Below are 24,975 nucleotides of genomic sequence, written 5' to 3' on the forward strand. Positions count from 1 at the left end.
CCGGTGCAGCACGCGGTCATGGCCGGCGACGACGTCACCGGCGCGTGCACGTTCCTGATCGAGGAAGGCCTGGATTCCGGGCCGGTGTACGGGTGCGTGACGGACGACGTGCGCCCGACGGACACCAGCGGCGATTTGTTGGAGCGGCTGTCGCGGTCCGGCGCGCGGCTGCTCGTGGCGACGATGGACGGGATCGAGGACGCCTCGCTCGTGGCCGTGCCGCAGCCCCCTGACGGTGTGTCACTCGCGCCGAAGGTGATGGTCGCGGACGCCCGCGTGGAGTGGACCGCCCCCGCGATGCGCGTCGACCGAGTCGTGCGCGGATGCACCCCCGCGCCCGGGGCGTGGACGCTGTTCCGCGGCGAGCGGCTCAAGCTCGCGCCGGTCCGGCTGCGTGCGGGCGACACGGCGCTCGCACCGGGGGAGATCGCCGTCGAGCGCAAGGCCGTCCGGGTCGGGACCGGCAGCCACGCGGTCGAACTGACCGAAGTGCAGCCGCAGGGCAAGCGGTTGATGGCGGCCGTCGACTGGGCGCGAGGCGTACGGCCCGAGGCGGGCGAACGCTTCGGGGAGCCGGCGGCGACCGCATGACCCGCCGGCCCAGCCCCGGCCGCACGGGTCGGACCGGCTCAGGCTCTGGAGCCGGCTCTGGCTCCGGCTCCGGTTCCGGTTCCGCCAAGGCCGGCCGCACCTACCGCCGCCCCAAGCCCGACGCCGCCCGCCGCGCCGCGTTCGACGTGTTGCGCCTGGTCGGCGAGCGCGACGCGTACGCCAACCTGGTCCTTCCGGGGTTGCTCCGCGACCGCCGCATGACCGGCCGCGACGCGGCGCTCGCCACCGAGCTCGTGCACGGCACGCTGCGCCGCCAGGGCACCTACGACGCGATCCTCGACCGCTGCGTCGACCGGCCGATAGGCGATGTCGATCCGCCCGTCCTCGACGTGCTGTGCCTGGGCGCGCACCAACTTCTCTCCACCCGCATCCCCACGCACGCCGCGGTCTCGGCCACCGTCGAGCTCGCGCGCGGCGTCCTCGGCGACGGCCGAGCCAAGTTCGTCAACGCGGTTCTGCGCAAGGTGGCCGCGCACGACATGGAGGCCTGGCTCGGCGAGGTGGCTCCGGCGTACGACGACGACCCCGAAGGGCACCTGGCGGTCGTCCACTCGCATCCCCGCTGGGTGGTCGAGGCGCTGTGGGACGCCCTCGGCGGCGGACGCGACGGCATCGAAGCGCTCCTCGCCGCCGACAACGCGCCGCCTCCGGTCACCCTCGTCGCGCGCCCCGGGCGGTCCACGCTCGACGAGCTGTACGCCGCAGGTGCCACTCCGGGCCGCTGGTCGCCGCTGGCCGCGGTGCTGCCCGAGGGCGACCCCGGAGCGATCGCGGCGGTCCGCGACGGACGCGCCGGGGTGCAGGACGAAGGCAGCCAACTCGTGGCACAGGCGCTGGCCAACGCGCCGCTCGGGCCGGGCGGCGAGGCCCGGTGGCTCGACTTGTGCGCGGGGCCCGGAGGCAAGGCGGGACTCCTCGCGGCGATCGCGACGGAGCGCGACGTGTCGCTGCTCGCCGTCGAACGCCGCCACCACCGCGCGCGGTTGGTGCGCAACGCGCTCGGACGCCAGACCCGCCACCAGGTCGTGACCGGCGACGGCACGCGGCCCTTCTGGAATCCCGGTGCCTTCGACCGCGTCATCGCGGATGTGCCGTGCAGCGGGCTGGGAGCGCTGCGCCGCCGTCCCGAGGCGCGCTGGCGCCGCCGCCCCGAGGACATCGGCGAACTCGGGCCGCTGCAACGCCGGTTGCTCACCTCGGCACTGGGCGCGGTGCGGCCGGGCGGGGTCGTCGCCTACGTCACCTGTTCACCGCACCGGGCGGAGACCCGCGCGGTCGTCGACGATGTCCTGGCCACGCGCGCGGGCCGCGGATTCACGCTGCTGGACGCCCGCGCGCAACTGCCGGGCGTCACCGGCCTCGGCGATGGTCCCGACGTCCAGCTCTGGCCGCACCTGCACGGAACGGACGCGATGTACCTGGCGCTTCTGCGGCGCGAGGGCTGACGGCGCCCGTCCGATGGCCGGACGCGGCGCCGGGCATCGCGGCGTCGGTGTCGCGCTCGGCGCCGCGCGGGGCCGGAGGCGGTCCCGGGCTGACGCCGTGCGCGACACAACGTCGGATCAGCGGGTGTCAGTGCGCGCAGGCCCAGGCCGCCTGGCCGGTGGCCTGGTCGGCGAGGGCGCGCAGCTTGTCGACCGCGGCGCCCGGGTCGCGGCCGTCGTAGACGGCGGAACCGGCGACGAACACGTCCGCGCCGGCCTCGGCGCAGCGTTCGATGGTCTCGGCGGAGACACCGCCGTCGACCTGGAGCCACAGGTCCAGTCCGTGCTTGCCGATGAGTTCCCGGGTGCGGCGGATCTTGGGCAGCATGATGTCGAGGAACTTCTGTCCGCCGAAGCCCGGTTCGACCGTCATGACCAGGATCATGTCGAGTTCGGGGAGCAGGTCCTCGTACGGTTCGATCGGGGTCGCGGGCTTGAGCGCCATCGACGCACGCGCGCCCGCGGCGCGGATCGTCCGGGCCAGCCGTACCGGTGCCGCAGCGGCTTCCACGTGGAAGGTGACGCTCCCCGCGCCCGCCTCGGCGTACGCCGGTGCCCAGCGGTCGGGGTCCTCGATCATCAGGTGGGCGTCGACGGGGGTGTCGGACGCCTTCATGATCGCCTCCACGACGGGCAACCCGAGGGTCAGGTTGGGCACGAAGTGGTTGTCCATGACGTCGACGTGCAGCCAGTCGGCGTTGGCGACCTTCGCGGTCTCCTCGGCGAGGCGTGCGAAGTCGGCGCTCAGGATGCTCGGATTGATTTGCGGCTTGGCCATGGGGACAGGGTGCCATCTCCGGCCCGGCCGCCGGGCATCGGGCCGGAAACCGCCGCCGCCCATACGGCGCTTGGCGCCGGACCGGGGCTCGGAGCCGGGTCGTCGGAAACCACCGGGACCGCCGCCGATCCGCGTTCGTGCACCTCCAAAGGATCTGATGGATCGTCAGGTGGCTGTGCCATCGCCTTGTGTGTGCGTGATGGAACACACAGCAGCCAAGCGGTCAAGCACTTGGCCCGCCATGGCACACTTCCAGATGTACGAATGTCACGTACGCGCGCTCCGGGGTCGGTGAAAATCCGAACCGGCGGTAAAAGCCCGCGAACCGACCGTCGTCCTCCGACCCGGAGGCCTCGGCCGGCCGAACCGGTGGAATTCCGGTGCCGACGGTGAAAGTCCGGATGGGAGGCAGCGCGCGGGCGGCGGCATCGGCGTGCGGTCGGTTCTGTCTGCGCGCCCGTGCCGTGCTGTGCTGCGCCATTGTGCGGCATGCCCGTATTTCCCCCGGTCCACGCGGACGCGGCACACGCTGCGAACGATGCGGAGGGACGGGGTGTCCGGCGAGGCAGTCGGTGGCCGAGGTGCCGCCCGGAATGCCGCCCGAGGGCGTGAAGCCGAGGGTCTGATGCGGCGCGCGATCGCACTCGCGGCGCGCGGCCTGGGCACCACCAGCCCCAACCCGGTCGTCGGCTGCGTCATCGTGGACGCCGCAGGCACCGTCGTCGGCGAGGGGTTCCACGAAGTCGCCGGAGGCCCGCACGCCGAAGTCGCCGCGCTGCGCGAGTCCGGCGACCGCGCCCGCGGCGGCACCGCCTACGTCACGCTCGAACCGTGCGCGCACACCGGCCGCACCGGGCCATGCGCGCAGGCCCTTGTCGACGCCGGTGTCGCCCGCGTCGTGTTCGCCGTCGCCGACCCGAACCCCCAGGCCGCCGGAGGCGCCGACGTCCTGCGGGCGGCCGGGGTCGAGGTGAGCGGGGGCCTGCTCGCCGCCGAGGCGGCCCTCGGCAACGAGGCGTGGCTGACCGCCACCCGCCTCGCCCGCCCGTTCACCACCTGGAAGTACGCCGCCACGCTGGACGGCCGTATCGCGGCGGCCGACGGGACCAGCCGCTGGATCACCTCCGGGGCGTCGCGCGCGGACGTCCACGCCCTGCGCGCGACCGTCGACGCGGTCGTCGCCGGCTCGGGCACGCTCCTCGCCGACGACCCCCACCTCGCGGTACGCGGCGACGCCGCCCGCCCCCGGGACCGGCAGCCGCTGCGCGTCGTGGTCGACACCGCCGGCCGCATCCCCGCCGCCGCCCGCGTCCTCGACACCGCCGCGCCCACCCTGCTCGCCACCGCCGACGACCTGCCGCCGGAAGCCGCTGCGGCACTGGCCGGCCGCGTTGCCGGGCGCGCCGAGATCCTGGGGCTGCCGCGTGCCGCCGACGGCCGCGGCGTCGACCTGCACGCCCTCAACAAGGCGCTGTTCGCCCGCGGCGTCCGCTCGGTGCTCCTGGAGGGCGGCCCGACGCTCGCCGGCGCGTACGCCGCGGCCGGGCTCGTCGACAAGGTCGTCGGCTACCTCGCCCCCGTCCTGCTCGGCGCCGGGCCCGCCGCGCTCGGGCCCGCAGGAATCAGCTCGATCACCGACGCGTTGCGGCTGACGGTCGACGAGGTCGCCGCCGGCGACCGGTTCGGCGGCGACATCCGCGTCACCGCCCGGCCCGCGCCCCGCGACTCCCGCGACGGCACCACCCCCGACGTGAGACCCGCCGACGGCAGCACGCCAGGCGGCAACAACTCTGCGAAGGAGTCCTAGCGTGTTCACCGGAATCGTGGAGGAACTCGGCGAGATCGTGGCCGTCGAGCAGCTCGGTGACTCCGTCCGCCTGACCGTGCGCGGCCCGGTCGTCACCGCCGGCGCCCGGCACGGCGACTCCATCGCCGTCAACGGCGTCTGCCTCACCGTCGTGGACGAGAAGATCGACCCCGCGGACGCGACGTTCACCGCCGACGTGATGGCCGAGACGCTGCGGCGTTCCAGCCTCGGCGCCCTCACCCCCGGCTCGCGCGTCAACCTCGAACGCCCCATGGCGCTCGGCGGACGCCTCGGAGGACACCTCGTCCAGGGCCACGTCGACGGGATGGGCGAGATCATCTCCCGCACGCCGGGCGAGCACTGGGAGGTCGTGCGGATCTCGCTGCCCGCCGCACTCGCGCGCTACGTCGTCGACAAGGGCTCGATCACCGTCGACGGCATCAGCCTCACCGTCGTCGAGGCCGGGCCCGACTGGTTCACCGTCAGCCTGATCCCGACCACCCTCGCGCTCACCACACTCGGCGTGAAGCAGCCCGGCGACCCGGTCAACCTTGAGGTCGACGTGATCGCGAAGTACGTCGAGCGGCTGAGCGCGTACGGCGACAACGCCGCCACAACCGCCGGAGACCGGTCATGAGTTCCCCCGACACCACCGCACTGCCGCGCGACGGACAGCGGCCCCCCGCCCCCCGTGCGGCGGCCGACGCCGACCCCCGGCCCGCAGGAAACGAAAGCCGCGGCGGCGCGGCATCTGGAAGGAGCACGGTCGTGAGCGACACCAACGTGACGGGCGGAGCCGCGGGCGAAGCGGCCGGCACGACCGCGGCCCCGGTGGTCGACCTGACCCTCGACTCGATCGAGGACGCCATCAAGGCCATCGCGGAGGGCCAGGCCGTCGTCGTGGTCGACGACGAGGACCGCGAGAACGAAGGCGACCTGATCTTCGCGGCGTCGCTGGCCACCCCCGAGCTGATGGCCTTCATGATCCGCTACAGCTCCGGCGTGGTGTGCGTGCCGATGGCCGGCGCCGACCTCGACCGGCTTCGGCTCCCACCGATGACGCAGGTCAACGAGGACCACAAGGGCACCGCGTTCACCGTCTCGGTGGACGCCAAGGACGGTATAGACACGGGCATTTCGGCGGCCGACCGCACGCGCACCGTGCGGTTGCTCGCGGACCCCGAGACCCGCGCCGACCAACTGACCCGTCCCGGGCACCTGTTCCCGCTGCGCGCGGTCGAAGGCGGCGTACTGGTCCGCCCCGGCCACACCGAGGCCGCCGTCGACCTCGCCCGTCTCGCCGGCCTGCCGCCCGCGGGCGCGATCTGCGAGATCGTCAACGACGACGGGTCCATGGCCCGGCTTCCGCAGCTCGTGCCGTTCGCGCGCGAACACGGCCTGAAGATCGTGTCGATCGCCGACCTGATCTCCTACCGCCGCCGCACCGAGCACACCGTCGAACGCGCCGCCGAGACGCGGCTGCCCACGTCGTACGGCGACTTCCGGGCCATCGGCTACCGCAGCACCCTCGACGGCGTCGAACACATCGCGCTCGTCACCGGCGACATCGGCGCGGGCGACGACGTCCTGGTCCGCGTCCACTCCGAGTGCCTCACCGGCGACGTGTTCGGCTCGCTGCGCTGCGACTGCGGCCCGCAACTCGCCGCCGCGCTGCAAACCGTCGCCGCCGCGGGACGCGGCATCGTGCTCTACATGCGTGGACACGAAGGCCGCGGCATCGGCCTGCTGCACAAACTGCAGGCGTACCAGTTGCAGGACAACGGCCACGACACCGTCGACGCCAACCTCGAACTCGGTTTGCCCGCCGACGCCCGTGACTATGGCACCGGCGCGCAGATCCTCGCCGACCTCGGCGTGCGGTCCATGCGCCTGCTCACCAACAACCCCGCCAAGCGCGCCGGTCTGGAGGGGTACGGCTTGGAGATCACCGAGCGCCTCCCCCTCCCGGTGCACGCCACAGCGGACAACCTGCGCTACTTGATGACCAAGCGCGACCGCATGGGGCACGACCTGCCGTGGCTCGAACCCCTGGAGCCCGCCGACGCGACTCCGCACAGCGTGAGCTAGCCCGCCCCGCCCGAAGCAACTGACAAAACGTCACCATCCGTACGAGAAACGGGACATCAACCCATCATGAGTGGTAACGGAGCCCCCGAGCTCACCGTGGAAGGCGCCCAGGACCTGCGCGTCGCCGTCGTCGCGGCGCAATGGCACACCGCGGTCATGGACGGCCTGCTCGCCGGCGCGCTCACCGCGCTGGACGAGTTCGGCATCGCCGAGCCCACCGTGGTCCGGGTCCCCGGGGCCTTCGAACTCCCCGTCGCCGCCAAGGTGCTCGCCGAGAACGGGCATGACGCCGTCGTGGCGCTCGGCGTCGTCATCCGCGGCGGCACGCCGCACTTCGACTACGTGTGCGCCGCCGCCACCGACGGCCTCACCCGCGTTGCGCTCGACACCGGCGTGCCCGTCGGGTTCGGCCTGCTCACGTGCGACAACGAGCAGCAGGCTCTCGACCGGGCGGGCGTCGAGGGTGCCAAGGAGGACAAGGGACGCGAGGCCGCCACCGCGGCCGTCGCCACCGTCGTGGCCTTGCGTACAGTGGCTGCGCCGTCGCACTGACGGCACGCGCGACCAGCCGCCCGTCCTCCGAACCCAGGGAGAAGTCGATCCCCGCGATGAAGACGTTCGACGAGCTCTTCGCGGAGCTCCAGCAGAAAGCCGCGTCCGGCGAACCCGGTTCGCGCACCACCGAGCTCGTCCGGGAGGGCGTGCACAGCATCGGCAAGAAGGTGGTCGAAGAGGCCGCCGAGGTATGGATGGCGGCCGAGCACGAGGGCGCCGACCGCTGCGCCGAGGAGATCTCGCAGCTCCTCTACCACCTCCAGGTGATGATGGTCGCCCGCGGCATCACCCTGGAGGACGTATACGCTCACCTGTGAGCAGAACCCGTGACGTCCACCGCCGGACGTGACGGCACCGTCGGAACGAACGCGACGTCGACGTCGCACGTCCCCCGGCGCCGGCCCGCGAGAGCCCGCCGACGCCCGAGGACACCACCCAGATGGAGGAAGGTCCCCTCATGCTGCGCATCGCCGTCCCGAACAAAGGTTCGCTCTCGGAGCCTGCGTCGGCGATGCTCCATGAGGCCGGCTACCGGCAGCGCACCAGCAGCCGCGAACTCGTGCTCGTCGACCCCGACAACAACGTCGAGTTCTTCTTCCTGCGCCCCCGCGACATCGCGGTGTACGTCGGCTCCGGCCGCCTCGACGTCGGCATCACCGGCCGCGACCTCCTGCTCGACTCCGGTGCGGAGGCCGAGGAGATCCTCCAATTGGGCGTCGGCGCCGCGAACTTCCGCTACGCCGCGCCCGCCGGGACGGTGACCGACTTCGCCGACGGCAAGGCCCTGACGGGGCTGCGCATCGCGTCGTCCTACGTCGGGCTGGTCCGCCGCCACCTCGACCAGCTCGGCATCGAGGCCGCCGCCGTCGTCAAGCTGGACGGCGCGGTCGAGACGGCGATCCAGCTCGGCGTGGCGGACGTCATCGCGGACGTCGTCGACACCGGCACGACGCTGCGCCAAGCCGGGCTCGAACTCATCGGCGAGCCCATCCTCGAATCCGAGGCCGTCCTGATCCGCCGCACCGGCGCCGACCCGAACCCGGCCGTCGACCAGCTCCTGCGCCGCCTGCAAGGCGTCCTGGTGGCCCGCCGCTACGTGATGATGGACTACGACATCCGCGTCGAGCGCGTCGACGAGGCCGTCGCACTCACCCCCGGCCTGGAGTCGCCGACCGTGTCGCCCCTGCACAATGAGGGCTGGGTCGCCGTCCGCTCGATGGTCCCGCGCCGCGAGGCGCAGCGGATCATGGACGACCTGTGGGAGATCGGCGCCCGCGCGATCCTGGTCACCGGGATCCACGCCTGCCGGATCTGACCGCCGAACGCCTGCCCACCGACCGCCGCGAGCCCCGGCGCGGGAGAGACGACCAGCACACCATGGAGCAGACCGCTGTGACCGGCGAGAACCCCGTCCCGCAGGACCGCGCGGACGGGGCGGACGGCGCCGCCGCGCTGCCGCGCACCTGGTACGCCGCCCGAAGCCGCCTGCTGACCAGGATCGTCGGCACGGTCATCCTCGCCGGACTGACCGTGCTCGCCGTCGCCCTGCCCGAGGACGGCGGCTGGAACTTCGGATCGCGCGCCGGAGTCGTGCTCACCGGCGTCTTCGGGCTCTGCTTCATGCTCATGCTCGGCCGCCCCAAGGTCGTCGCGACCCGCGACGGCGTCACCGTGGTGAACCTGCTGCGCGTGCACCATCTGGAGTGGGCGCAGATCGTGCGGGTTTCGCTGCGGCAGGGCGATCCGTGGGTGATCCTCGACCTCTCCGACGGGGAGACGCTGGCCGCGATGGGCATCCAGACGTCCAACGGACGTGCCAAGGCCGTCGCGGCCGCCAAGGAACTGCGCGATCTTGTCGAGGAGTTCGGCGGCATCGAGCCGACCCGGGGGTAGCCCGTGGGCCGTGTCCGGGAAGAGAGCCGCGTACGGGGGCGCGCGTACGCGGCGACTGATCTCTTTCGAGTGAAATTCGCGGGGCATCCCGTCGGGGTCAGGAACGTCCGGCGGTCGTCTCGCCGTAGGCCTGCAACAGGTCGGGCAGCCGCAGCGTCGTCAGTTCCACGCGGTCCGGATCACCCGGCATTCCCACGAGGCGCAGGTCGCGGTACGCGCACGCTTTCTCGTACAGCGTCCGCACGTACCGCGCGTTGCCCAACTCGTCGACCCAGCCCTGCGCGCAGACGTAGGCCATGATGCTGCGGAGCTCGGCGCGGCAGTCGTCGTCCCACACGTCGCCGCCCGTCGCGGCGAGGTGTTCGGCGATCAGCGCGAGCTCCACCTCGTCGTAGCTCGGGAACTCGACCCGCGCGGCGAAGCGCGACAACAGGCCGGGGTTGGACGCCAGCAGGCGGTCCATGCCCTCGGGGTAGCCGGCCAGCACCACGACCATGCGGTCTCGGTCGTCCTCGGCGCGCTTGAGCAGGACCTGGACCGCTTCGTCCCCGTAGGCGTCACCCTTCGCATAGCCGTTGCCGGCCAGCGAGTACGCCTCGTCGATGAACAGCACGCCGCCCAGCGCCGAATCGATCAACTCGCCGGTCTTCACCGCCGTCTGGCCCAGGTACTCGCCCACAAGATCGGGCCGCTGCGCCTCGACCAGGCGATCGGATTCCAGCAGGCCGAGTGCGTGGAAGATGCGGCCGAGCAGGCGGGCGACGGTGGTCTTGCCGGTGCCCGACGGACCGGAGAACACGAAATGCCGCATAGGCGCGGCGGCCGGGAGACCGCGCGCGGCACGCAGCCTCCCCATGCGCATCTGGGCGGACAGGGCCCGCATCTGCTGCTTGACCGGCTCCAAGCCGACCATGTGTTCGAGTTCGGTGAGCGCGGAGGCGAGGTCTTCGGCCGCTGCGGCCGCGGGTGCCGCCGGGGGCGCGGTCGGGTTGGCACCGGGCTCTCGGCCGTTTTGTGCGGCAGGCGGCGACGCGGGTGGTGCCGCGCTGCCTGCCGGTGCGGAGGGGGGCGGTGCGGCGTCGGGATGCCGCGGATCTGCGGGCTGTGACGGATTCCGTGCGCCCGAGGGATCGACCGGGGTGGTCGGGCCGGGCTGGTTGCCCGGGGGCGCCGGCTCCGCGTCGCGCGGGGGCGGTACGAGCGCGCCCGACCCGCCGTTCGCGCCCGTCGTCGTCGGGGCCGCCGCGTGCGGCGGCACCGGAGTGGCCGTGTCGGTGCCGGCGATCGCGGGCCCGGTCACGCGTGCGCCCGCGTCGGGGACGAACAGCGACGGGACGGTGTCCGCGGCTGCGTCGAGGGCGGCCAGCCGTACCGCGGTGTCCATGAAGCCGGGGTCGGCGTGGTGCACGGCGCGGTACAGGGGGAGAGCCGCGGGCGCGCGGCCGGTCTCCTCGTACGCGCGGGCGAGCCAGTAGCGCAGTTCCTTGCGCTGCGGGTGTTCGGAACGGCAGCGCGCGAGTGCGGTGGCGAGCACGTGCTCGGCCTTGTCGTACAGCCCGAGCCGCACCCGGGCCATCCCGGCGAACAGCCCGGCCTCCACACCGAGGAGCGGATCGTCCTCCAACCCGCTTGTGTGCCGCAGCAGTTGCCACCAGTCCTTGCCGAGATACGCGCGGCAGGCGAGGAGGAACCGGGTGGAGGCGTCCTCCTCGGGGGAGGGGCAGTCGGCGAGGGCGGCGTCGAGCTCGGGGAGGTGGCGGCCGTCGAGCCAGTGCGACGCGTGCGCGAGGGCGAGGTCGCGCGGAGTCTCCAGCACCAACTGGACCCACCAGCCGAGCCAATACCACGAATTGAGCGGACGACCGTATCGCAGGCGCTGCTCGCCGAACCGGTCGCGGTGGCGGTGCATGGCGACGACGGCACCCGCGACGTCGACTTTCAGGGCGTGCAGGCCGAGCCACGCGTCGGCCATGCCGGGGTCGTGGTCGGCGGCGGTCCGGAACTCCATTTCGGCGTTGCCGTATTCGCCGGCGACGTAGGCGTCCATGCCGCGCAGCCATGCCTGTTCGGCCACGCCTCGGGTACGCGACGCGCGTTCGGTGTGCGCCATGTCGACTCCCTCCCTCGACCCGGGCTGCGCCGCGTTCGGTGTGTTCCGGAGCGGTGTGGATCATTCCCGACCGGATTTGGCCGGTCGATGTCGTTCGCGGATCTCCCGTGTGGTCCTTCCCCGTTGGGGTCTTGCCCCGCGAGGTCGGCGAACAGTCCCCAAGTCGGGACTCTCGAAGCGGGATTCCCGGTGGTCGGCCCGCCCTCCGGGATTCCCGGACGCCCGCTCTCCGGGTCGCCGGCCGGTCGCCCGCGAGGCCGGCGGAGGTTCGCCCGACGACTGGGAACTCCCTTGTGGAAGGGCATGGTTGCGATGAGCGTGTTGTTCGCCGACATCCTGTGCAGGCGATGCGGCGGATTCGATGATGCCGGAAAACGTGACCGAAGGTGTCCGTGCCGATACGCGACGACAGGTGCATGGTAGCGACGAAGTAGCCGGGAACGTCTGCAAGTTGCGGTCCTGTATGGCCCTCGGAAGCGGACCGCGGATGGGCGCGTGCGCCCGGCGCACACCGGTGGCGCGCTGCCTGCGCGCCCCCACGGGAGCTGACGCAGGTGTGTTCGCGCCGATACGGTCGGTGCATGGGCATCGAAGGCGACTCCGGAACCGCTGCTGCCGGAGGGTGCCCTCCGGTCCGCTCCGGTGACGGCGTCGGCACGGCCGCGGAGGGCTCGGCGGGCGCGACGCGCGGCCGGGCGGGACGCGCCGGCAACGCGGTCGACAAGGCGGTCGACAACGCGGTCAAGAGGAAGGCGGGCAGGGTGGCCAAGGTCGCCAAGACGGGGACGGTCGGCGGTTCCGGGGTGGTCAGCTCGACGCAGGCCGCGGGCACCGGAACGCGCGAGACGGTGCGGACGCTGCCGACCAAGCGCCGCGTGCGCGCGGGCTCGGCGGCTGCCGAGGCCGTCGCTGACGTTCCGCCTCCCGAATGTGCCAAGGGGCCTCCGCCCCGCGAGGACGAGCCGCCGCCCGGCTGCCCCGACGGCCCGTCAGAAGTGAGTGTCAGCACGGTGGTTGCGTCGGCGGGCGGCGAGACCGAGCGGACTGCGGCGAGGCTCCGGGCGGACACGAGCGCCTGCACCGACGGCCCGTCGGACGTGGCCCTCGGCAGGGTGGTCGGGCCGAGCGGCACGACGGAGCCGACCGTCGCGGGGGCGCATGCGGACACGGGGGATGGGTCGGATGTCCGGCCGATGCCGCAATCGACCGGCGCGGGAAGTGCGGCCGAAGCCGGCACACGGTCGGCCGCGGGGCCTGCCGCGCCGCGGACGGGGGCCGGTCCGGGAGTCCGGACGACGACCCCGGTCCGAGCGGGCGGGCAGCAGACGGAGTCCGGTCCGCAACTCCAGGCGGGGCCCCGGGAATCCGCGTACGGCAAATCGGCTGCGACCGCTGCCTCCGGCGCCGGTGGGCACACGTCGCACGAAGGTGCGACCGTGCCGGACGACGAGTTCTCCGACGACGCCGATGTCGGCCTTTCCCGCGTGCTGCTGCCCACCGCCGCTCACGCCCTCGCCGTGGCCGGCCGTCTCGCCCGCGCCGCGTTCGACGCCGGGGCCGACGCCGGGGAGATCAAGTACCGCGCGGACCTGCTGCGCGACCTGCTCACCGGGCGCCTCGCCGATCCCGACAAGCTGCCCCCGCGCGGGCTGGGCGCTCTTCTCGACCGCGAGGTCACCGTCGTCGTCGCCGAACCCGATCCGCTGGCCGGCGACACCGCGGGCGGTCTGCGACGCCACCAGGACGCCTTGGCCGCGGCGTGGACCACCGCGGTACGCCTCACCGACCCCCACGCCGTGGTGGCCGGCTACCCCGGCGAGATCGTCGCGGTGCTCACCGCCCCGCAAGAAGGCTGCGCCACCGCCGCGGCCGTCGGCCGTGAGGCGGCCGCCCGGGTGCGCGCGGCCTGCGGACGCATCCCCCGCACGTTCACCACCGGAATCAGTCGTCCCGCCCGCGGCATCGGCGCGCTGCCGCGGGCGTACGAACAGGCCCACCGCGCGCTGGCGGCCGGTCGCCGCCTGCAAGGACCCGGCGCGGTCACCGACTTCGACCGGCTCGGGGTCTTCCGGCTGCTGGCGATGCTGCCCGTCGACGGCGAACTGGAGCGCTTCGCCGGCGAGGTCCTCGGGCCGCTCGCGGCAGGCGACGACCCCGAGGCCGGCGAGCTGCGCCGCACTTTGCACGTGCTCTTGGAGACGAACCTCAACGTCGCCGAGACTTCGCGGCGCCTGTTCGTGCACTACAACACGCTGCGGTACCGCATCGGCAAACTGGAGCGGCTGGTCGGTCCGTTCACGCAGGACTCCCGGCTGCGCCTCGACCTGCTGATCGCGCTGGAGACCGTGCATCTGGCCGACACCGCCCCGCGCCGCCCGTCCGACGAGAGGCGGCGGTAGCCGGCGGGCCCGGTTCCGGCGTGCGGCGCTCGCGCGGACGGGTACGGCCGACGTCGGCCGTACCCGTCCGGTTTGCGGGCCGTCGTTTCGCCAAGAGGGTGCAGCGCGTCCACCTCTCCGGCCCACTGCACATGCTTGACTTTGTCAGGCATGATTGTGTTTGACTGTGTCAGGCATGATCGGGCCGGCGGGGCCCGGCACCGCCGACCTGTGTGCTGCGCCGACATGCGGTGCGACGCGCTCGTCGCGGCGCCCGCCGGCCGGCGCACGTCGGAACCCTGGGCCTTTCGGCCCGGTCGGGAGGACCAGCATGGGTGCGCTGTCGGGAATCAAGGTCGTCGAACTCGCGGGCATCGGTCCCGGGCCCTTCACGGGCATGATGCTCGCGGACGCCGGTGCGGAGATCATCCGCATCGATCGTCCCGGCGCGGGCGGTATGCCGTCCCTCGTCGTCGGCCGCGGCCGGCTCGGCGGCCTGGAAGTCGACCTCAAGCGGCCCGAGGGCACCGAAACCGTGCTGCGCCTCGCGGCGGCGGCCGATGTCTTCATCGAGGGCTTCCGGCCGGGCGTCACCGAACGCCTCGGCCTCGGTCCCGACGTGTGCCTCGCCCGCAACCCGCGCCTCGTCTACGCCCGCATGACCGGCTGGGGCCAGTACGGGCCCCTCGCGCCGCGCGCCGGGCACGACATCAACTACATCGCGATCTCCGGGGTGCTGCACGCGTTCACTCGCGCGGGTGAACGTCCCGTTCCGCCGCTCAACCTGGTCGGCGACTACGGCGGCGGCGCGATGTTCTGCGCATTCGGCATCCTTGCCGCGCTGCTTGAGGCACAGCGCTCCGGGCACGGCCAGGTCGTGGATGCCGCGATGACCGACGGGTCGGCTGTGCTCGGCGCGTTCATCCACGGCATGCGCGCCAACGGATCGTGGTCCGACGAGCCGGGCACCAATCTGCTCGACACCGGTGCGCCGTTCTACGACGTCTACGAAACCGCCGACGGCGGCTTCGTGGCGGTCGGCTGCATCGAGCATCAGTTCTATGCGCAGTTTCTCGCCGGGCTCGGCCTCGACGGCGCCGAACTGCCCGCCCAGAACGACCGGTCGGGCTGGCCGACACTCAGGGCCCGCTTCGCAGAAGTTCTGCGGACGCGTACGCGCGACGCGTGGACCGACGTTTTCCGCGACACCGACGCATGCGTGACTCCCGTCCTCGACTGGAACGAAGCCGCCGCCCACCCCCACAACGCCGCCCGCGGCACCTACGCCGAGGGCGGCGACGGGACCACGCAACCGGCAGCCGCCCCACGGCTTTCCCGCACGCCGTCCCGGACCGGGGACGAACCGGGGGCGCTGACCGCGTCGCTGCTCGCCGGCTGGGGCCTGGAGCCGGCGGAGGTGGAGAAGCTGCGTACGGACGGGGTGCTCGGCGGCCCGGGGCTGTGACCGGGGGCGATGACCGCTGGACGGCGGCGAACGCAGCGGCGTATCGCCGCTGCGAGAGCGCCGCGCCCGGCGGCTCTCCCCAGCCGAACCCAGGCCGAGCTGCACGTCTGCTCCGTGCGATGCACGGCACGAAGGAGGGCCGTCCAGGTCCGGTGCGACGCGGTTGATCCGAGGGGGATTTGAAGACACCCCCTAGATTTGGGCCGTGAGCGATAACTCCGAGCTGTACCCCACCGACCGCCTCGCCGCCGCCGCGAAAGCCGCCGCCGCGGCCGGGCTTGACGCGCTCCTCATCACGCCGGGCGCCGACCTGCGCTACCTCACCGGATACGAGGCCCTGCCGCTGGAGCGCCTGACCTGTCTCGTCGTGCCCGCCGAGGGCGACTCGTTCCTCGTCGTGCCGGGCCTGGAGAAGCCCGCCGCCGAGGCGTCGCCGGCCGCGCGGCTCGGTATCGACATCACGGGATGGGCCGAGACCGAGGACCCGTACGCGCTGATCGCCCGCCGGCTGCCGCGGGGCGTCGCCAAGGTCGGCGTCGACAACCACATGTGGGCCGAGAAGGTGCTCGGCTTCCGCCGCGTCCTGCCCGAGGCCGAACAAGCCCTCGCGGGCGGTGTGTTGCGCGAAATGCGCATGCGCAAGACTCCGGCGGAGATCGAGGCGCTGCGGGTGGCCGGCGCCGCGATCGACCGCGTGCACGCACAGGTCGGCGAGCTGCTGCGCCCCGGACGCACCGAGCGCGAGGTTGGCCGCGACATCGCCGAGGCGATCCTCGCCGAGGGCCACGTCCGCGTCGACTTCGTCATCGTCGCGTCCGGCCCGAACGGCGCCAGCCCCCACCACGACCTCTCCGAACGGGTCATCCGCACGGGCGAGCCCGTGGTCGTCGACATCGGCGGCACGACGGAGGACGGCTACTGCTCCGACGAGACGCGGACGTACTGCGTCGGCGAGCCGCCCGCCGACTTCGCGGCTTACTACGAAGTCCTCCACCGGGCCCAGCGGGCGCAGTGCGAGGCCGTTCGCCCCGGGATCACCGCCGAACAACTGGACGCCGTCGGCCGCGACATCATCGCCGACGCCGGTTACGGCGAGTACTTCGTGCACCGCACCGGCCACGGCATCGGGCTGGAGACCCACGAGGAGCCGTACATCGTCGAAGGGTCGTCGCTCCCGTTGGAACCCGGCATGGCGTTCTCCGTCGAGCCGGGGATCTACCTGCCCGGCAGGCACGGCGCCCGGATCGAGGACATTGTTGTGTGCCGGGAGAACGACGGCGAGCCGATGAACCACCGCCCGCACGAACTTGCGATCGTCGACGCCTGATTCGCGCGAAGGGATCCGGGCGGCCTCCGACCCGTGCCGCCGCGATGTCGCGTGCGACGGTTGCGCGGCGGCACAGGCCGGCCCGGGCCCCAGGACCCCCGATGGCACCGCCACCCCCGGACGGCAACAGCGGGGACGCCGACGGCCGTTCGGCGGTTCCCGTCGCCCTGGTCGTCCCGAGAGCGCGCCGGCGGGTCACGCCGAGGAGTGGGAGAACGGCTGGTCGCGCCAGTGCAGTCCGAGTGGCAGGACCGTCGGCGGCGGCGAGGGCGGCACCGGGGCCGGCGCGTCGACCGCGTCCGTCGCCGGGTCCGCGGCCAGGCCGGATCCCGGGCAGGGGAGCGCCGCGAAGGGGTCGACGGCGGTCGGCAGCACCGCGTGCACCGGCACGCGCCAGGACGCGTCCCCGTCGTCGGCATCGAGCGGCACGGCGTCGGCGGCGTCGGTCTGCGGGGCCGGTGCCGGCGCGTCGACGGTGAGCACCGTTCCGCATGTCGCGCAGCGCAGTCTCGCCGGGGGCTGCGGGAGAGGCACGGCGAGCGGGGATTCCCCGGCGGCCGTGTCGGGGGCGTCCGCGTCGGTCGGGCCGGTCGCGGCGTCGTCCTCGTCGATCGGCGGCGGGGCCTCGGCAATGCTGTGGAGGTCCAGGACGATGCTGCTCATGCCGGCACCTCGCTCCGGGTGGGGACGGCGTTTATTCGGTCGGTACGCTCGCTCACGGGGATCCCCCTGTCGCCTGCGCGGACGGCACCCGTACCTCCCGGGTCGTCCCGCTGCGCCGACCATAGCCGCGGGGACCGACGGAGCGCAGCACTCCGCATGGCCCGGATTTTCCGGACTCGGTCCCCAGCCCGTTTCGCCGCGAAATGCATATGACGCTGGGCGTGCGGTTGTTGATGCCGCGTCACGTCGCGTGCGGCTTGACCGCCTCCACCGGGCGCGGTTCGACGGCCCGGCGCAACTGCTCCAGCCGGTACGGCAGCGGCTCCCAGCCGGGATGTCCGACCATGTCGGCGTTCACCTGTACGACGGTCTTGGTGTACGCCCGTGCCAGCCCGCGCGGCATCAGGGGCATGCCCGGCGGCCGCAACCGGGCCTGCCCGTCGGCGTCGAGAACGCCGGCGTGGTTGCCGCGCACCGACACCCACAGCGCTGTCGTGCTGCCCTCGACGCCGACGATGAGCTCTTCGCGCACGTCGAGCCAGCGCTGGAGCGCCGCGCGGGTGTGCGAAGACAGCTCGTGCACCTCGGTCGTGGGTGCCGCGAGCGAACGCGCCTGCGGCCGGCGCACGACAGTGACCGTCGCGAGGTCGGGAGCGAGGTCGTCGAGCCGCAGCGCGCACAGCTCACCGACCCGGGCGCCCGTGTCGAGGACCATGCCGATGAGCGCGAACAGGCGCACGCGTCCGGCACCGGCACCCGGGCGGTCGGCGCCCGCCTCCAGCCAGCCCTGCAACAGCGACCGCTGGCGGGCGCCGACGGGCTGCTTGAGCTCCTGCGTCCCGGGGCGCTCGGGTAGATCGACGGGGACGCCGCCGGCGCGGGCGAGTATTTCGAGGCAGTCCATGCGCACGCGGATGCTGGCGACGGTCGAGGTTCCGGGGCCGGCGGTGGCCCGGGTGCGCAGTTCGCCGCGAGCCGCCCAGTCGAGGTAGACGCCGACCGGGTCGGCGGAGAGCAAGTCGGCGAGCGAGGCGCGGGCCTCGGCGGGGAAGCCCTCGCGTACCACGGCACGTCGCAACTCGCCTGCTACCCAGCGGAGTTGGCGGGCGCGCGAAGCGGAGGTGTCGTCGCGGGACGTGACGCGCAGCAGCGCGCGGTCGAGCTGTTCGAGCGCGGTGATACGGGTCGCGGTCGTCATGCGCGTCAGAGTAGCCGCCGAATAACGGGCCGGTCCGGCATCGCGCGAGAGTGTGCGTAAAGCGGCCGACCGTGTCCGAAGGCCGCCGATGCCCTAGGTTCTACGCTGTGGAGGACCTCGACCGACAGATCGTCCGACTGCTTGTCCGGGACGGTCGCATGAGTTATACCGACCTGGGCAAGGCCACCGGCCTGTCGACCTCGGCCGCGCACCAGCGCGTCCGCAGGCTTGAACAGCGGGGTGTCATCAAGGGGTACGGAGCCGTCGTCGACCCCGACGCCCTGGGGCTGCCGCTGACCGCGTTCATCTCGGTCAAACCGATCGACCCGGCCGCGCCCGACGACGCCCCCGACCGGCTCGCCGACCTCGCCGAGGTCGAGGCTTGCCACAGCGTGGCCGGCGACGAGAGCTACATCCTCAAGGTCCGCGTGGGTGCGCCCGGCGACCTGGAGGCGCTGCTCGCGAAGATCCGCGCCGCGGCGAACGTCTCCACGCGCACGACGGTGGTGCTGAGCACGCCGTACGAGGGGCGCCCGCCGAATCTCTGAGCGGGGGCGGATCGGATCCGTCGGTGAGGCTCGGTCGTTCTCGACTGCTGTCCTGACCACGTCAGGCTTTCCGGGTGGGCGGCGCGCGAGGGCGTGCGCTGTCGAGCCCTGTCGAGCCCTGTGCACGTGGGTGGGCGGAGCGGGGGCGTGGATCGGGAGCAAGGAAGGTGGTTTGGCAATGGACATCGCGATGTGATTTCCTCCGCCGACGCATGTGGGGAGCCGGCGTCCGGCAAGGGCGCGCTTGAAGACGCAGCCGAGCGTCTGTGATGCGGTGGGCCACCTCCCCGCGGACCCGGACTCGCAACGCATCGTTCGGAAGGCCCCGGGCGCCCCGTTGACGGCTGGTCAGGGGAGTATGCGAGTGAACGGGCCCGCGGATAGTCGCTCAGAACAGCGTCGGTTGCGGCGCCCGCGGTGCGCCCTCGATCGTGAGCATGCGCATCTTTGTGCCCACGCCTCCGTGTGCGGAGAAGCCGCCCGACGCGCCGCCGGCGGCGAGCACCCGGTGGCACGGGACGACGATCGCGCACGGGTTGCGTCCCAGCGCGTGGCCGACCGCGCGGGCGGCGCCGGGCATGCCGAGGCGCCCGGCGACCTCGCCGTACGTCATCGTGCTGCCGGGCGGGATCGTCCGCGTCACCGCGTAGACGCGCCGGTGGAACTCCGGGACGCCGTCCAGGTCGAGTACGACGTCGGCCAGGTCGCGGGGTTCGCCGCGCAGCAGCGCGCGGATTGCCCCGATCGCGTCGCGGACCGCAGGCGGGGGCTCGGCCTCCGGAAAGGCGTCGGGCAGCCGTCGCCGGGTCGCCTCGTCGTCGCGCTCCGGCAACTGCACGGCGGTGACGCCACGCGTACCCCAGGCGATGCCGCACCGGCCTATCGCGGTGTCGAAGAGCATGGAGCCGCGTGACGTCATTTCTCCAGTCTGCCGTCCGCATCGGACACTTCGCGCGGCGGGCGGGAGCCCGGGCCGGTCCCGGGAGGACGCGGCTCCTAAACTGTGTACACCGTACGGGATTCCTGGTCCCGTTCGGCGGCTTAGTGCACTCGCGTCTTTGCGAAGGACGGTCCATGGCAGTGGAGAAAACCGGTCGGTCCGACCCCGCGCGCACGCTCGCGCTGCTGTGGCGGGGCAAGGAGCCGCCCGCGCGCGGCCCCAAGCCCGGGCTCAGCGTCGACCGCGTGGTCGCGGCGGCGATCGCGCTCGCCGACGAGTCCGGCGTGCCGGCGCTTTCGATGCGCAAGGTCGCCGAGCGCCTCGGTGTGGGCACGATGTCGCTCTACACATACGTCCCGGGCAAGGACGAACTCGTCAACCTCATGCTCGACAGCGTCCTCGCCGAGCCCGAGCGGCCTGCCGACTTCGCGGGGACATGGCGCGAAGCCCTCGAACTGCACGCGCGCGCCGACCGCGCGGTGGCGCTGCGGCACCCGTGGGTCGTGTCGCTGTCGACGCCCGGCCTGATGCTGATGGGTCCGGGGGAGACCGCGCGTTCGGAGTTCGCGATGAAGGCGGTGTCCGGCATCGGGCTCAGTCCGCGCGAAATGGTCGACGTGGTGAATCTGGTCGACGGCTACGTGCGCGGCGTCGCGCAGATCAACGCCGACCTCGGCACCGCGACGCGGGACTCCGGCGTGGACTACGAGGAGTGGTGGGAGCAGGCGACGCCGATGCTCGAACGGTTCATCCAGCAGTCGCGCTATCCGACGCTGTACGGCGTGTGGGCGTCGGGTGCGTTCGAGGTCGCCCCGGACGAGGGCTTCGAATTCGGGTTGGCCCGCCTGCTCGACGGTGTCGAACGGCTGGTGGACGAGCGGGCGCTGGGGCGGCAACCGGAGTGAGGAAGAGCTGCGGCGGGCCCGGAAACGCGCGGCGGCGGTCCCAGCGCTGCCTCCCGGCCGCGCTCGGCCGTGAGCTACCGGGTGCGGCCGGCCCGAGGCGTGCGGGGGCAGCTCCCGGGGAGGACGGGGAATAGGACGGACGCATACGGCGTTCCGATCTCCGTACGACGTACCGTACGCTGTACGGAATCCGCAGCCGTCCACCCCTGGAGGCCCCCGCATGGGGATCGGCACCACCCGCACCACCACCGCCCACCCGGGCCCGACCCCCGGAGACGCCGCTGCACTCAGCCGCTGCGCCCCGGTGTTCGAGCCCGCGGACCCTCCCCGCCTCTCCCACCTCGCCTTCTGGAGCCCCGACGGCGTGGACCTGCCGACGGGCGCCGGCGAAGCCGTCGAACTGACCGTCGTCGCACCGGACTCCGCGACCGGTGCGGTGGCCCGGCGGACCGTGCCCGGCGTACGCCTGCCCGTCGCCGAGGCCCTGCCGGTGCTCTCCCGGGCACGGACGGCACCCGGTGCACACCGGGCCGCCGCGTTCTGGGGGGCGGTCTGCCTGGTCGCGCTCCAGCTCGTTGCGCGCGGACGCCTGTTGCCCGGTGTCACCGCGGGGGATTTCGACGCATGGCGGGTCGGTCCGCTGGACGCCCCCGACGTCGCCCGGATCCGCGAACTCGCCCGCGCCATGCCGCCCGAGGCCCGCGCGGTGCCGCACGACGGCGTCACAGCGACCGGTGGCGGCACCGGCACGCTTCTCGAACTCGCCGACGCCGAGGACCTGGTGCGTGGCCTCCTCGACGCGGTCGCCGACACCATGCCGCGCACCCCCGCCGCCGCTCGGGCCGCGGGGACGCCGCTGTTCTCCGCGTCCACCGCCCCCGTGCGGGTCCCGCAATTGCGGTCCTGGGCCGACGAGGTGGCGGCCGGGCTCGACACCGGGCTGCGCGCGTCACTGCGCATCGAGACACCGGAACACACCGACACCGATGTTCCGTCCGGCGTCCGCGCGGTCGTCCAACTGCACAGCCTCGCCGACCCGACGCTCGTCGTCGACGCCGCCGATCTGTGGGCAGGCACCCCGGGCGCCGCGCGCGACGTCGAAGACGATCAGAGCGCCCGGACGATCGCCCGCCTCGGCCCCCGCGCGCGCCTCGACGCCACCATGGCGGTACGCCGCGCGGCCGACGCGTGGCCCGCCCTCGAACGCCTGCTGCGGCAGGCCGTACCCGACGCCCTCGATCTCGCCGACGACGAGCTCGGCGACCTCCTCGGCCCGGCCGCCGCCCGTCTCGCCGCCGCCGGTGTCGAGGTGCACTGGCCCAAGCGGCTCGCGCGCGGGCTCACCGCCAAGGCCGTCGTGGGCGGCCTCACCGATGAGCACGCGAAGTCGGGACTGCCGTCGTTCTTCGGCGGCGACGCGGCCTTCGCCTTCCGGTGGCGGCTCGCGGTCGGCGGCAGCGACCTCACCGACGCGGAGATGGACGCGCTCGCCGAAGCCAAGCGTCCGATCGTCCGGCTGCGCGACCAGTGGACCCTCGTCGACCCCGAAGTCCTGCGCCGCGCCCGCGAACGCGATCTTGGAACCCGGTCCGCACTCGACGCGCTCGGCGCCGCTCTTACCGGCACCGTCGACGTCGCGGGCACACGCGTGGCCGTGGAAGCCGAAGGTTTCCTGCGTACGCTGCGTGAACGCATCGCCGACCCCGACACGGGGACGGAGCCGCTCGCGGCACCCGCCGCCCTCGCCGCGACGTTGCGCGACTACCAGTTGCGCGGGCTGCGCTGGCTCGCCCGCATGACCGAACTGGGCCTCGGCGGTTGTCTCGCCGACGACATGGGCCTCGGCAAGACGATCACCCTCATCGCGCTGCACCTGCACCGGCAGCAGGACGACACGACATCGGGCCCCACCCTCGTGGTCTGTCCCGCGTCCCTCCTCGGCAACTGGGAGCGCGAGATCCGCCGCTTCGCGCCCGACACGGGCGTGCGCCGGTTCCACGGCACGAGTCGCGACCTCGACGAGCTTGCCGACGGGTTCGTGCTCACGACGTACGGCACGATGCGCCGCGACGCGGCCGCCCTCGCCGCAAGGAACTGGGGCCTGGTCGTCGCCGACGAGGCGCAACACGTGAAGAACCCGCAATCCGGCACCGCGAAGGAACTGCGCCGCATCCCCGCCTCCGCGCGGGTCGCGCTGACCGGCACCCCGGTCGAGAACAACCTGTCCGAGCTGTGGGCGATTCTCGACTGGACGACCCCCGGTCTCCTCGGTCCGCTCGCCGCGTTCCGGCGCCGGTGGGCAGTGCCCGTCGAGTCCCGCAGCGACCCGGCCGCGGCCGAGCGGTTCGCCCGCCTGGTCCGGCCGTTCCTTCTGCGCCGCCGCAAATCCGACCCCGGCATCGCGCCCGAACTGCCGCCCAAGACCGAAACCGACCGGCCGGTCGCGCTCTCCCCGGAACAGGCGGCCCTGTACGAGGCGACCGTCCGCGAACTCATGGCCGAAATCGCCGGCAGCACCGGCATCATGCGCCGCGGTCGCGTCGTCCGGCTCCTGACCGCGCTCAAACAGATCTGCAACCACCCCGCGCACTACCTCGGGGAAGCCGACGCGCGGCTGGAAGGCCGGTCCGGAAAACTCGAACTGCTGGACGAACTGGTCGACACCATCACCGCCGAGGACGGCGCCGTCCTCGTCTTCACGCAGTACGTCGCGATGGCCCGCCTGATCGAACGCCACCTCACCGCGCGCGGCATCGACAGCCAACTGCTGCACGGCGGGACGCCCGTCGCCCGCCGCGAGGAGATGGTGCGCAGGTTCCAGGACGGCGAGGCGCCCGTATTCCTGCTGTCGCTCAAGGCGGCCGGAACCGGGCTGAACCTCACGCGCGCCGACCACGTCGTGCACTTCGACCGCTGGTGGAACCCCGCCGTCGAGGACCAGGCGACCGACCGTGCCTACCGCATCGGGCAGACCCGCCCGGTGCAGGTCCACCGGCTCATCGCGGAAGGCACCATCGAGGACCGCATCGCCGACATGCTCGCGGCCAAGCGCGCGCTCGCCGACGCGGTACTCATCTCCGGCGAGGCCGCGCTCACCGAACTCACCGATGCCGAACTGGCGAACCTGGTCGAACTGAGGAGCGCTCCGTGACCCACGAAGCAGCATCACAGGCACTGACACAAGGAGCGACTCGTGAGGCCACTCGGCATGCGGCGGCTCACGCGGCACCCGAGGCGCGCGGCTTCACGGCCTTCCCGGCAGGCAGGCGCGGCGGCCGGGCATTCGCCCGCTCGTGGTGGGGACGCGCCTGGCTCCAGGCCGTGGAAGACTCCGCACTCGACCTCGAAGCGCTCCGCGTCGGGCGCAAATACGCCTATACGGGGCGTGTCGGCAGCATCACCGTCGCCCCGGGGCGGCTGACCGCACCGGTGTACGCGGAGAGCGGCGACGTCCACCGCACCACCCAGCTCCTGCAACCGCTCACCGCGCGACAGTGGGACCGCTTCCTCGACCAGGTCGCCGCCCGCGCCGGCCACATCGCGGCGCTTCTCGACCGCGACATGCCCCACGACCTGGTCGCCGCCGCCGAGGACGTCGGGGTGCCGCTGCTGCCGGGCATCGGCGACCTGGACCCCTCGTGTGACTGCGAGGACTGGGGCCATCCGTGCCGCCACGCGGCGGCCCTGGCTTACCAGGCGGCGTGGCTCCTCGACGCGGACCCCTTCGTGCTGCTCCTGATGCGCGGAATGAGCGAGGAGCGCTTCCTCGACGCACTCCAGAAGCGCGGCGCGTCGGCACCCGAGCCGGGGATGGAGCCGCAACTGACTTCTTCCGATGGGAAGTTGGTGCCGGCGGTGGACGCGTACGCGACCACGCCCGGAACCCTGCCCGAACCCCCGCCGCTCCCCGACGCCCCCGGCGACATGCCGGACCTGCCCGCCGGACCGGGCGTTGACCCGGAGGCATTGCGCCTCCTCGCCCGCGAAGCCGCAGCGCGGGCGCTCAACCTGCTGGCCGACGCATCGGCCGCGGCCTCGGCGCGCGAAGGTTCCGAATCCGCGGTGGCTGACCCCGCGGAGTCTCGGACGCCCGCGGAGCCCGCGCCGCCCTCATCCGGCGAGGCGCCGGGGCGGCAGATTCCGGCTTGAGTCGAATGCAAGATCGTGCACCCTCGCCCCGCATCTGCTCGGGCACGTCGGTCTGACGGTGTGGGGGGGCCGGAT

At 73.1% G+C, this 24,975-nt stretch carries 21 protein-coding genes and 1 riboswitch; of the genes, 16 read left to right on the forward strand and 5 right to left on the reverse strand.

What is annotated here, in order from left to right:
- A partial coding sequence (locus ACRX5W_RS18670; protein ID WP_436789321.1) for a methionyl-tRNA formyltransferase occupies window positions 1–591 on the forward strand: 591 nt, incomplete at its 5' end.
- Window positions 588–2,057: an RsmB/NOP family class I SAM-dependent RNA methyltransferase gene (locus ACRX5W_RS18675; RefSeq protein WP_436789322.1), complete on the forward strand. Its 1,470-nt coding sequence runs from the start codon at window positions 588–590 to the stop codon at window positions 2,055–2,057. The genes ACRX5W_RS18670 and ACRX5W_RS18675, both read left to right, overlap by 4 nt.
- Window positions 2,058–2,184: 127 nt before the next feature.
- Here ACRX5W_RS18675 and rpe read toward each other — a convergent pair whose 3' ends face one another.
- Window positions 2,185–2,874, reverse strand: coding sequence for a ribulose-phosphate 3-epimerase (gene rpe, locus ACRX5W_RS18680; protein ID WP_436789323.1), 690 nt, complete (start codon window positions 2,872–2,874; stop codon window positions 2,185–2,187).
- A gap of 273 nt (window positions 2,875–3,147) precedes the next feature.
- A riboswitch (FMN riboswitch) is annotated at window positions 3,148–3,291 on the forward strand.
- A gap of 208 nt (window positions 3,292–3,499) precedes the next feature.
- Here rpe and ribD point away from each other — a divergent pair.
- The 7 genes from ribD to ACRX5W_RS18715 all read left to right on the forward strand — a co-directional run bounded on the left by ribD (window position 3,500) and on the right by ACRX5W_RS18715 (window position 9,217).
- A complete protein-coding gene (ribD, locus tag ACRX5W_RS18685) occupies window positions 3,500–4,681 on the forward strand; it encodes a bifunctional diaminohydroxyphosphoribosylaminopyrimidine deaminase/5-amino-6-(5-phosphoribosylamino)uracil reductase RibD (protein ID WP_436789324.1) in 1,182 nt (393 codons plus the stop codon).
- A 1-nt stretch (window position 4,682) separates the two neighbouring features.
- Window positions 4,683–5,318: a riboflavin synthase gene (locus tag ACRX5W_RS18690; RefSeq protein ID WP_436789325.1), complete on the forward strand. Its 636-nt coding sequence runs from the start codon at window positions 4,683–4,685 to the stop codon at window positions 5,316–5,318.
- A gap of 131 nt (window positions 5,319–5,449) precedes the next feature.
- Complete coding sequence (locus ACRX5W_RS18695; protein WP_436789326.1) at window positions 5,450–6,769, forward strand: bifunctional 3,4-dihydroxy-2-butanone-4-phosphate synthase/GTP cyclohydrolase II; 1,320 nt, start codon at window positions 5,450–5,452, stop codon at window positions 6,767–6,769.
- Window positions 6,770–6,835: 66 nt separating this feature from the next.
- Entirely contained in the window at window positions 6,836–7,321 is a 486-nt protein-coding gene (gene ribH, locus ACRX5W_RS18700; RefSeq protein WP_436789327.1) for a 6,7-dimethyl-8-ribityllumazine synthase, read from the forward strand.
- 56 nt (window positions 7,322–7,377) lie between these two features.
- Window positions 7,378–7,641, forward strand: coding sequence for a phosphoribosyl-ATP diphosphatase (locus ACRX5W_RS18705; protein WP_436789328.1), 264 nt, complete (start codon window positions 7,378–7,380; stop codon window positions 7,639–7,641).
- A 140-nt stretch (window positions 7,642–7,781) separates the two neighbouring features.
- Window positions 7,782–8,639 (forward strand): ATP phosphoribosyltransferase, encoded by an 858-nt coding sequence (gene hisG, locus ACRX5W_RS18710; RefSeq protein WP_436789428.1) that lies wholly within the window; start codon window positions 7,782–7,784, stop codon window positions 8,637–8,639.
- Window positions 8,640–8,701: 62 nt separating this feature from the next.
- Window positions 8,702–9,217 (forward strand): PH domain-containing protein, encoded by a 516-nt coding sequence (locus tag ACRX5W_RS18715; protein ID WP_436789329.1) that lies wholly within the window; start codon window positions 8,702–8,704, stop codon window positions 9,215–9,217.
- A gap of 97 nt (window positions 9,218–9,314) precedes the next feature.
- Here ACRX5W_RS18715 and ACRX5W_RS18720 read toward each other — a convergent pair whose 3' ends face one another.
- Window positions 9,315–11,327, reverse strand: a complete 2,013-nt coding sequence (locus tag ACRX5W_RS18720) for an AAA family ATPase (RefSeq protein ID WP_436789330.1) — start codon at window positions 11,325–11,327, stop codon at window positions 9,315–9,317.
- A 581-nt stretch (window positions 11,328–11,908) separates the two neighbouring features.
- Here ACRX5W_RS18720 and ACRX5W_RS18725 point away from each other — a divergent pair.
- The 3 genes from ACRX5W_RS18725 to ACRX5W_RS18735 all read left to right on the forward strand — a co-directional run bounded on the left by ACRX5W_RS18725 (window position 11,909) and on the right by ACRX5W_RS18735 (window position 16,497).
- Window positions 11,909–13,726 (forward strand): helix-turn-helix domain-containing protein, encoded by a 1,818-nt coding sequence (locus tag ACRX5W_RS18725; RefSeq protein ID WP_436789331.1) that lies wholly within the window; start codon window positions 11,909–11,911, stop codon window positions 13,724–13,726.
- Window positions 13,727–14,036: 310 nt separating this feature from the next.
- Window positions 14,037–15,170 carry a CaiB/BaiF CoA transferase family protein gene (locus ACRX5W_RS18730; protein WP_436789332.1) on the forward strand — a complete coding sequence of 378 codons (1,134 nt, stop codon included), beginning with the start codon at window positions 14,037–14,039 and terminating at the stop codon, window positions 15,168–15,170.
- 205 nt (window positions 15,171–15,375) lie between these two features.
- Complete coding sequence (locus tag ACRX5W_RS18735) at window positions 15,376–16,497, forward strand: M24 family metallopeptidase (protein WP_436789333.1); 1,122 nt, start codon at window positions 15,376–15,378, stop codon at window positions 16,495–16,497.
- Between the two features lie 195 nt (window positions 16,498–16,692).
- Here ACRX5W_RS18735 and ACRX5W_RS18740 read toward each other — a convergent pair whose 3' ends face one another.
- Together ACRX5W_RS18740 and ACRX5W_RS18745 are read right to left on the reverse strand one after the other, a co-directional pair.
- Window positions 16,693–17,160 carry a hypothetical protein gene (locus tag ACRX5W_RS18740; protein WP_436789334.1) on the reverse strand — a complete coding sequence of 156 codons (468 nt, stop codon included), beginning with the start codon at window positions 17,158–17,160 and terminating at the stop codon, window positions 16,693–16,695.
- 241 nt (window positions 17,161–17,401) lie between these two features.
- Complete coding sequence (locus ACRX5W_RS18745) at window positions 17,402–18,358, reverse strand: hypothetical protein (protein WP_436789335.1); 957 nt, start codon at window positions 18,356–18,358, stop codon at window positions 17,402–17,404.
- A gap of 107 nt (window positions 18,359–18,465) precedes the next feature.
- On the opposite strand from ACRX5W_RS18745, the gene ACRX5W_RS18750 reads away from it, so the two are divergent.
- Window positions 18,466–18,906 carry an Lrp/AsnC family transcriptional regulator gene (locus ACRX5W_RS18750; protein WP_436789336.1) on the forward strand — a complete coding sequence of 147 codons (441 nt, stop codon included), beginning with the start codon at window positions 18,466–18,468 and terminating at the stop codon, window positions 18,904–18,906.
- A gap of 388 nt (window positions 18,907–19,294) precedes the next feature.
- On the opposite strand, the gene ACRX5W_RS18755 is transcribed toward ACRX5W_RS18750, so the two are convergent.
- Window positions 19,295–19,825 carry a methylated-DNA--[protein]-cysteine S-methyltransferase gene (locus tag ACRX5W_RS18755; RefSeq protein ID WP_436789337.1) on the reverse strand — a complete coding sequence of 177 codons (531 nt, stop codon included), beginning with the start codon at window positions 19,823–19,825 and terminating at the stop codon, window positions 19,295–19,297.
- A gap of 155 nt (window positions 19,826–19,980) precedes the next feature.
- On the opposite strand from ACRX5W_RS18755, the gene ACRX5W_RS18760 reads away from it, so the two are divergent.
- The 3 genes from ACRX5W_RS18760 to ACRX5W_RS18770 all read left to right on the forward strand — a co-directional run bounded on the left by ACRX5W_RS18760 (window position 19,981) and on the right by ACRX5W_RS18770 (window position 24,900).
- Window positions 19,981–20,751: a TetR/AcrR family transcriptional regulator gene (locus tag ACRX5W_RS18760; protein ID WP_436789338.1), complete on the forward strand. Its 771-nt coding sequence runs from the start codon at window positions 19,981–19,983 to the stop codon at window positions 20,749–20,751.
- A gap of 220 nt (window positions 20,752–20,971) precedes the next feature.
- On the forward strand, window positions 20,972–23,902 hold the full coding sequence (locus tag ACRX5W_RS18765) for a DEAD/DEAH box helicase (protein ID WP_436789339.1): 2,931 nt from the start codon (window positions 20,972–20,974) through the stop codon (window positions 23,900–23,902).
- The gene (locus ACRX5W_RS18770; protein WP_436789340.1) at window positions 23,899–24,900 is read left to right on the forward strand and encodes an SWIM zinc finger family protein; all 1,002 of its coding nucleotides are present in this window, start codon (window positions 23,899–23,901) and stop codon (window positions 24,898–24,900) included. The genes ACRX5W_RS18765 and ACRX5W_RS18770 overlap by 4 nt, the downstream gene beginning before the upstream one ends.
- Window positions 24,901–24,975 lie beyond the last annotated feature (75 nt).

The sequence above is a fragment of the Yinghuangia sp. YIM S10712 genome (assembly GCF_051388935.1).
Taxonomy (GTDB): domain Bacteria; phylum Actinomycetota; class Actinomycetes; order Streptomycetales; family Streptomycetaceae; genus Yinghuangia.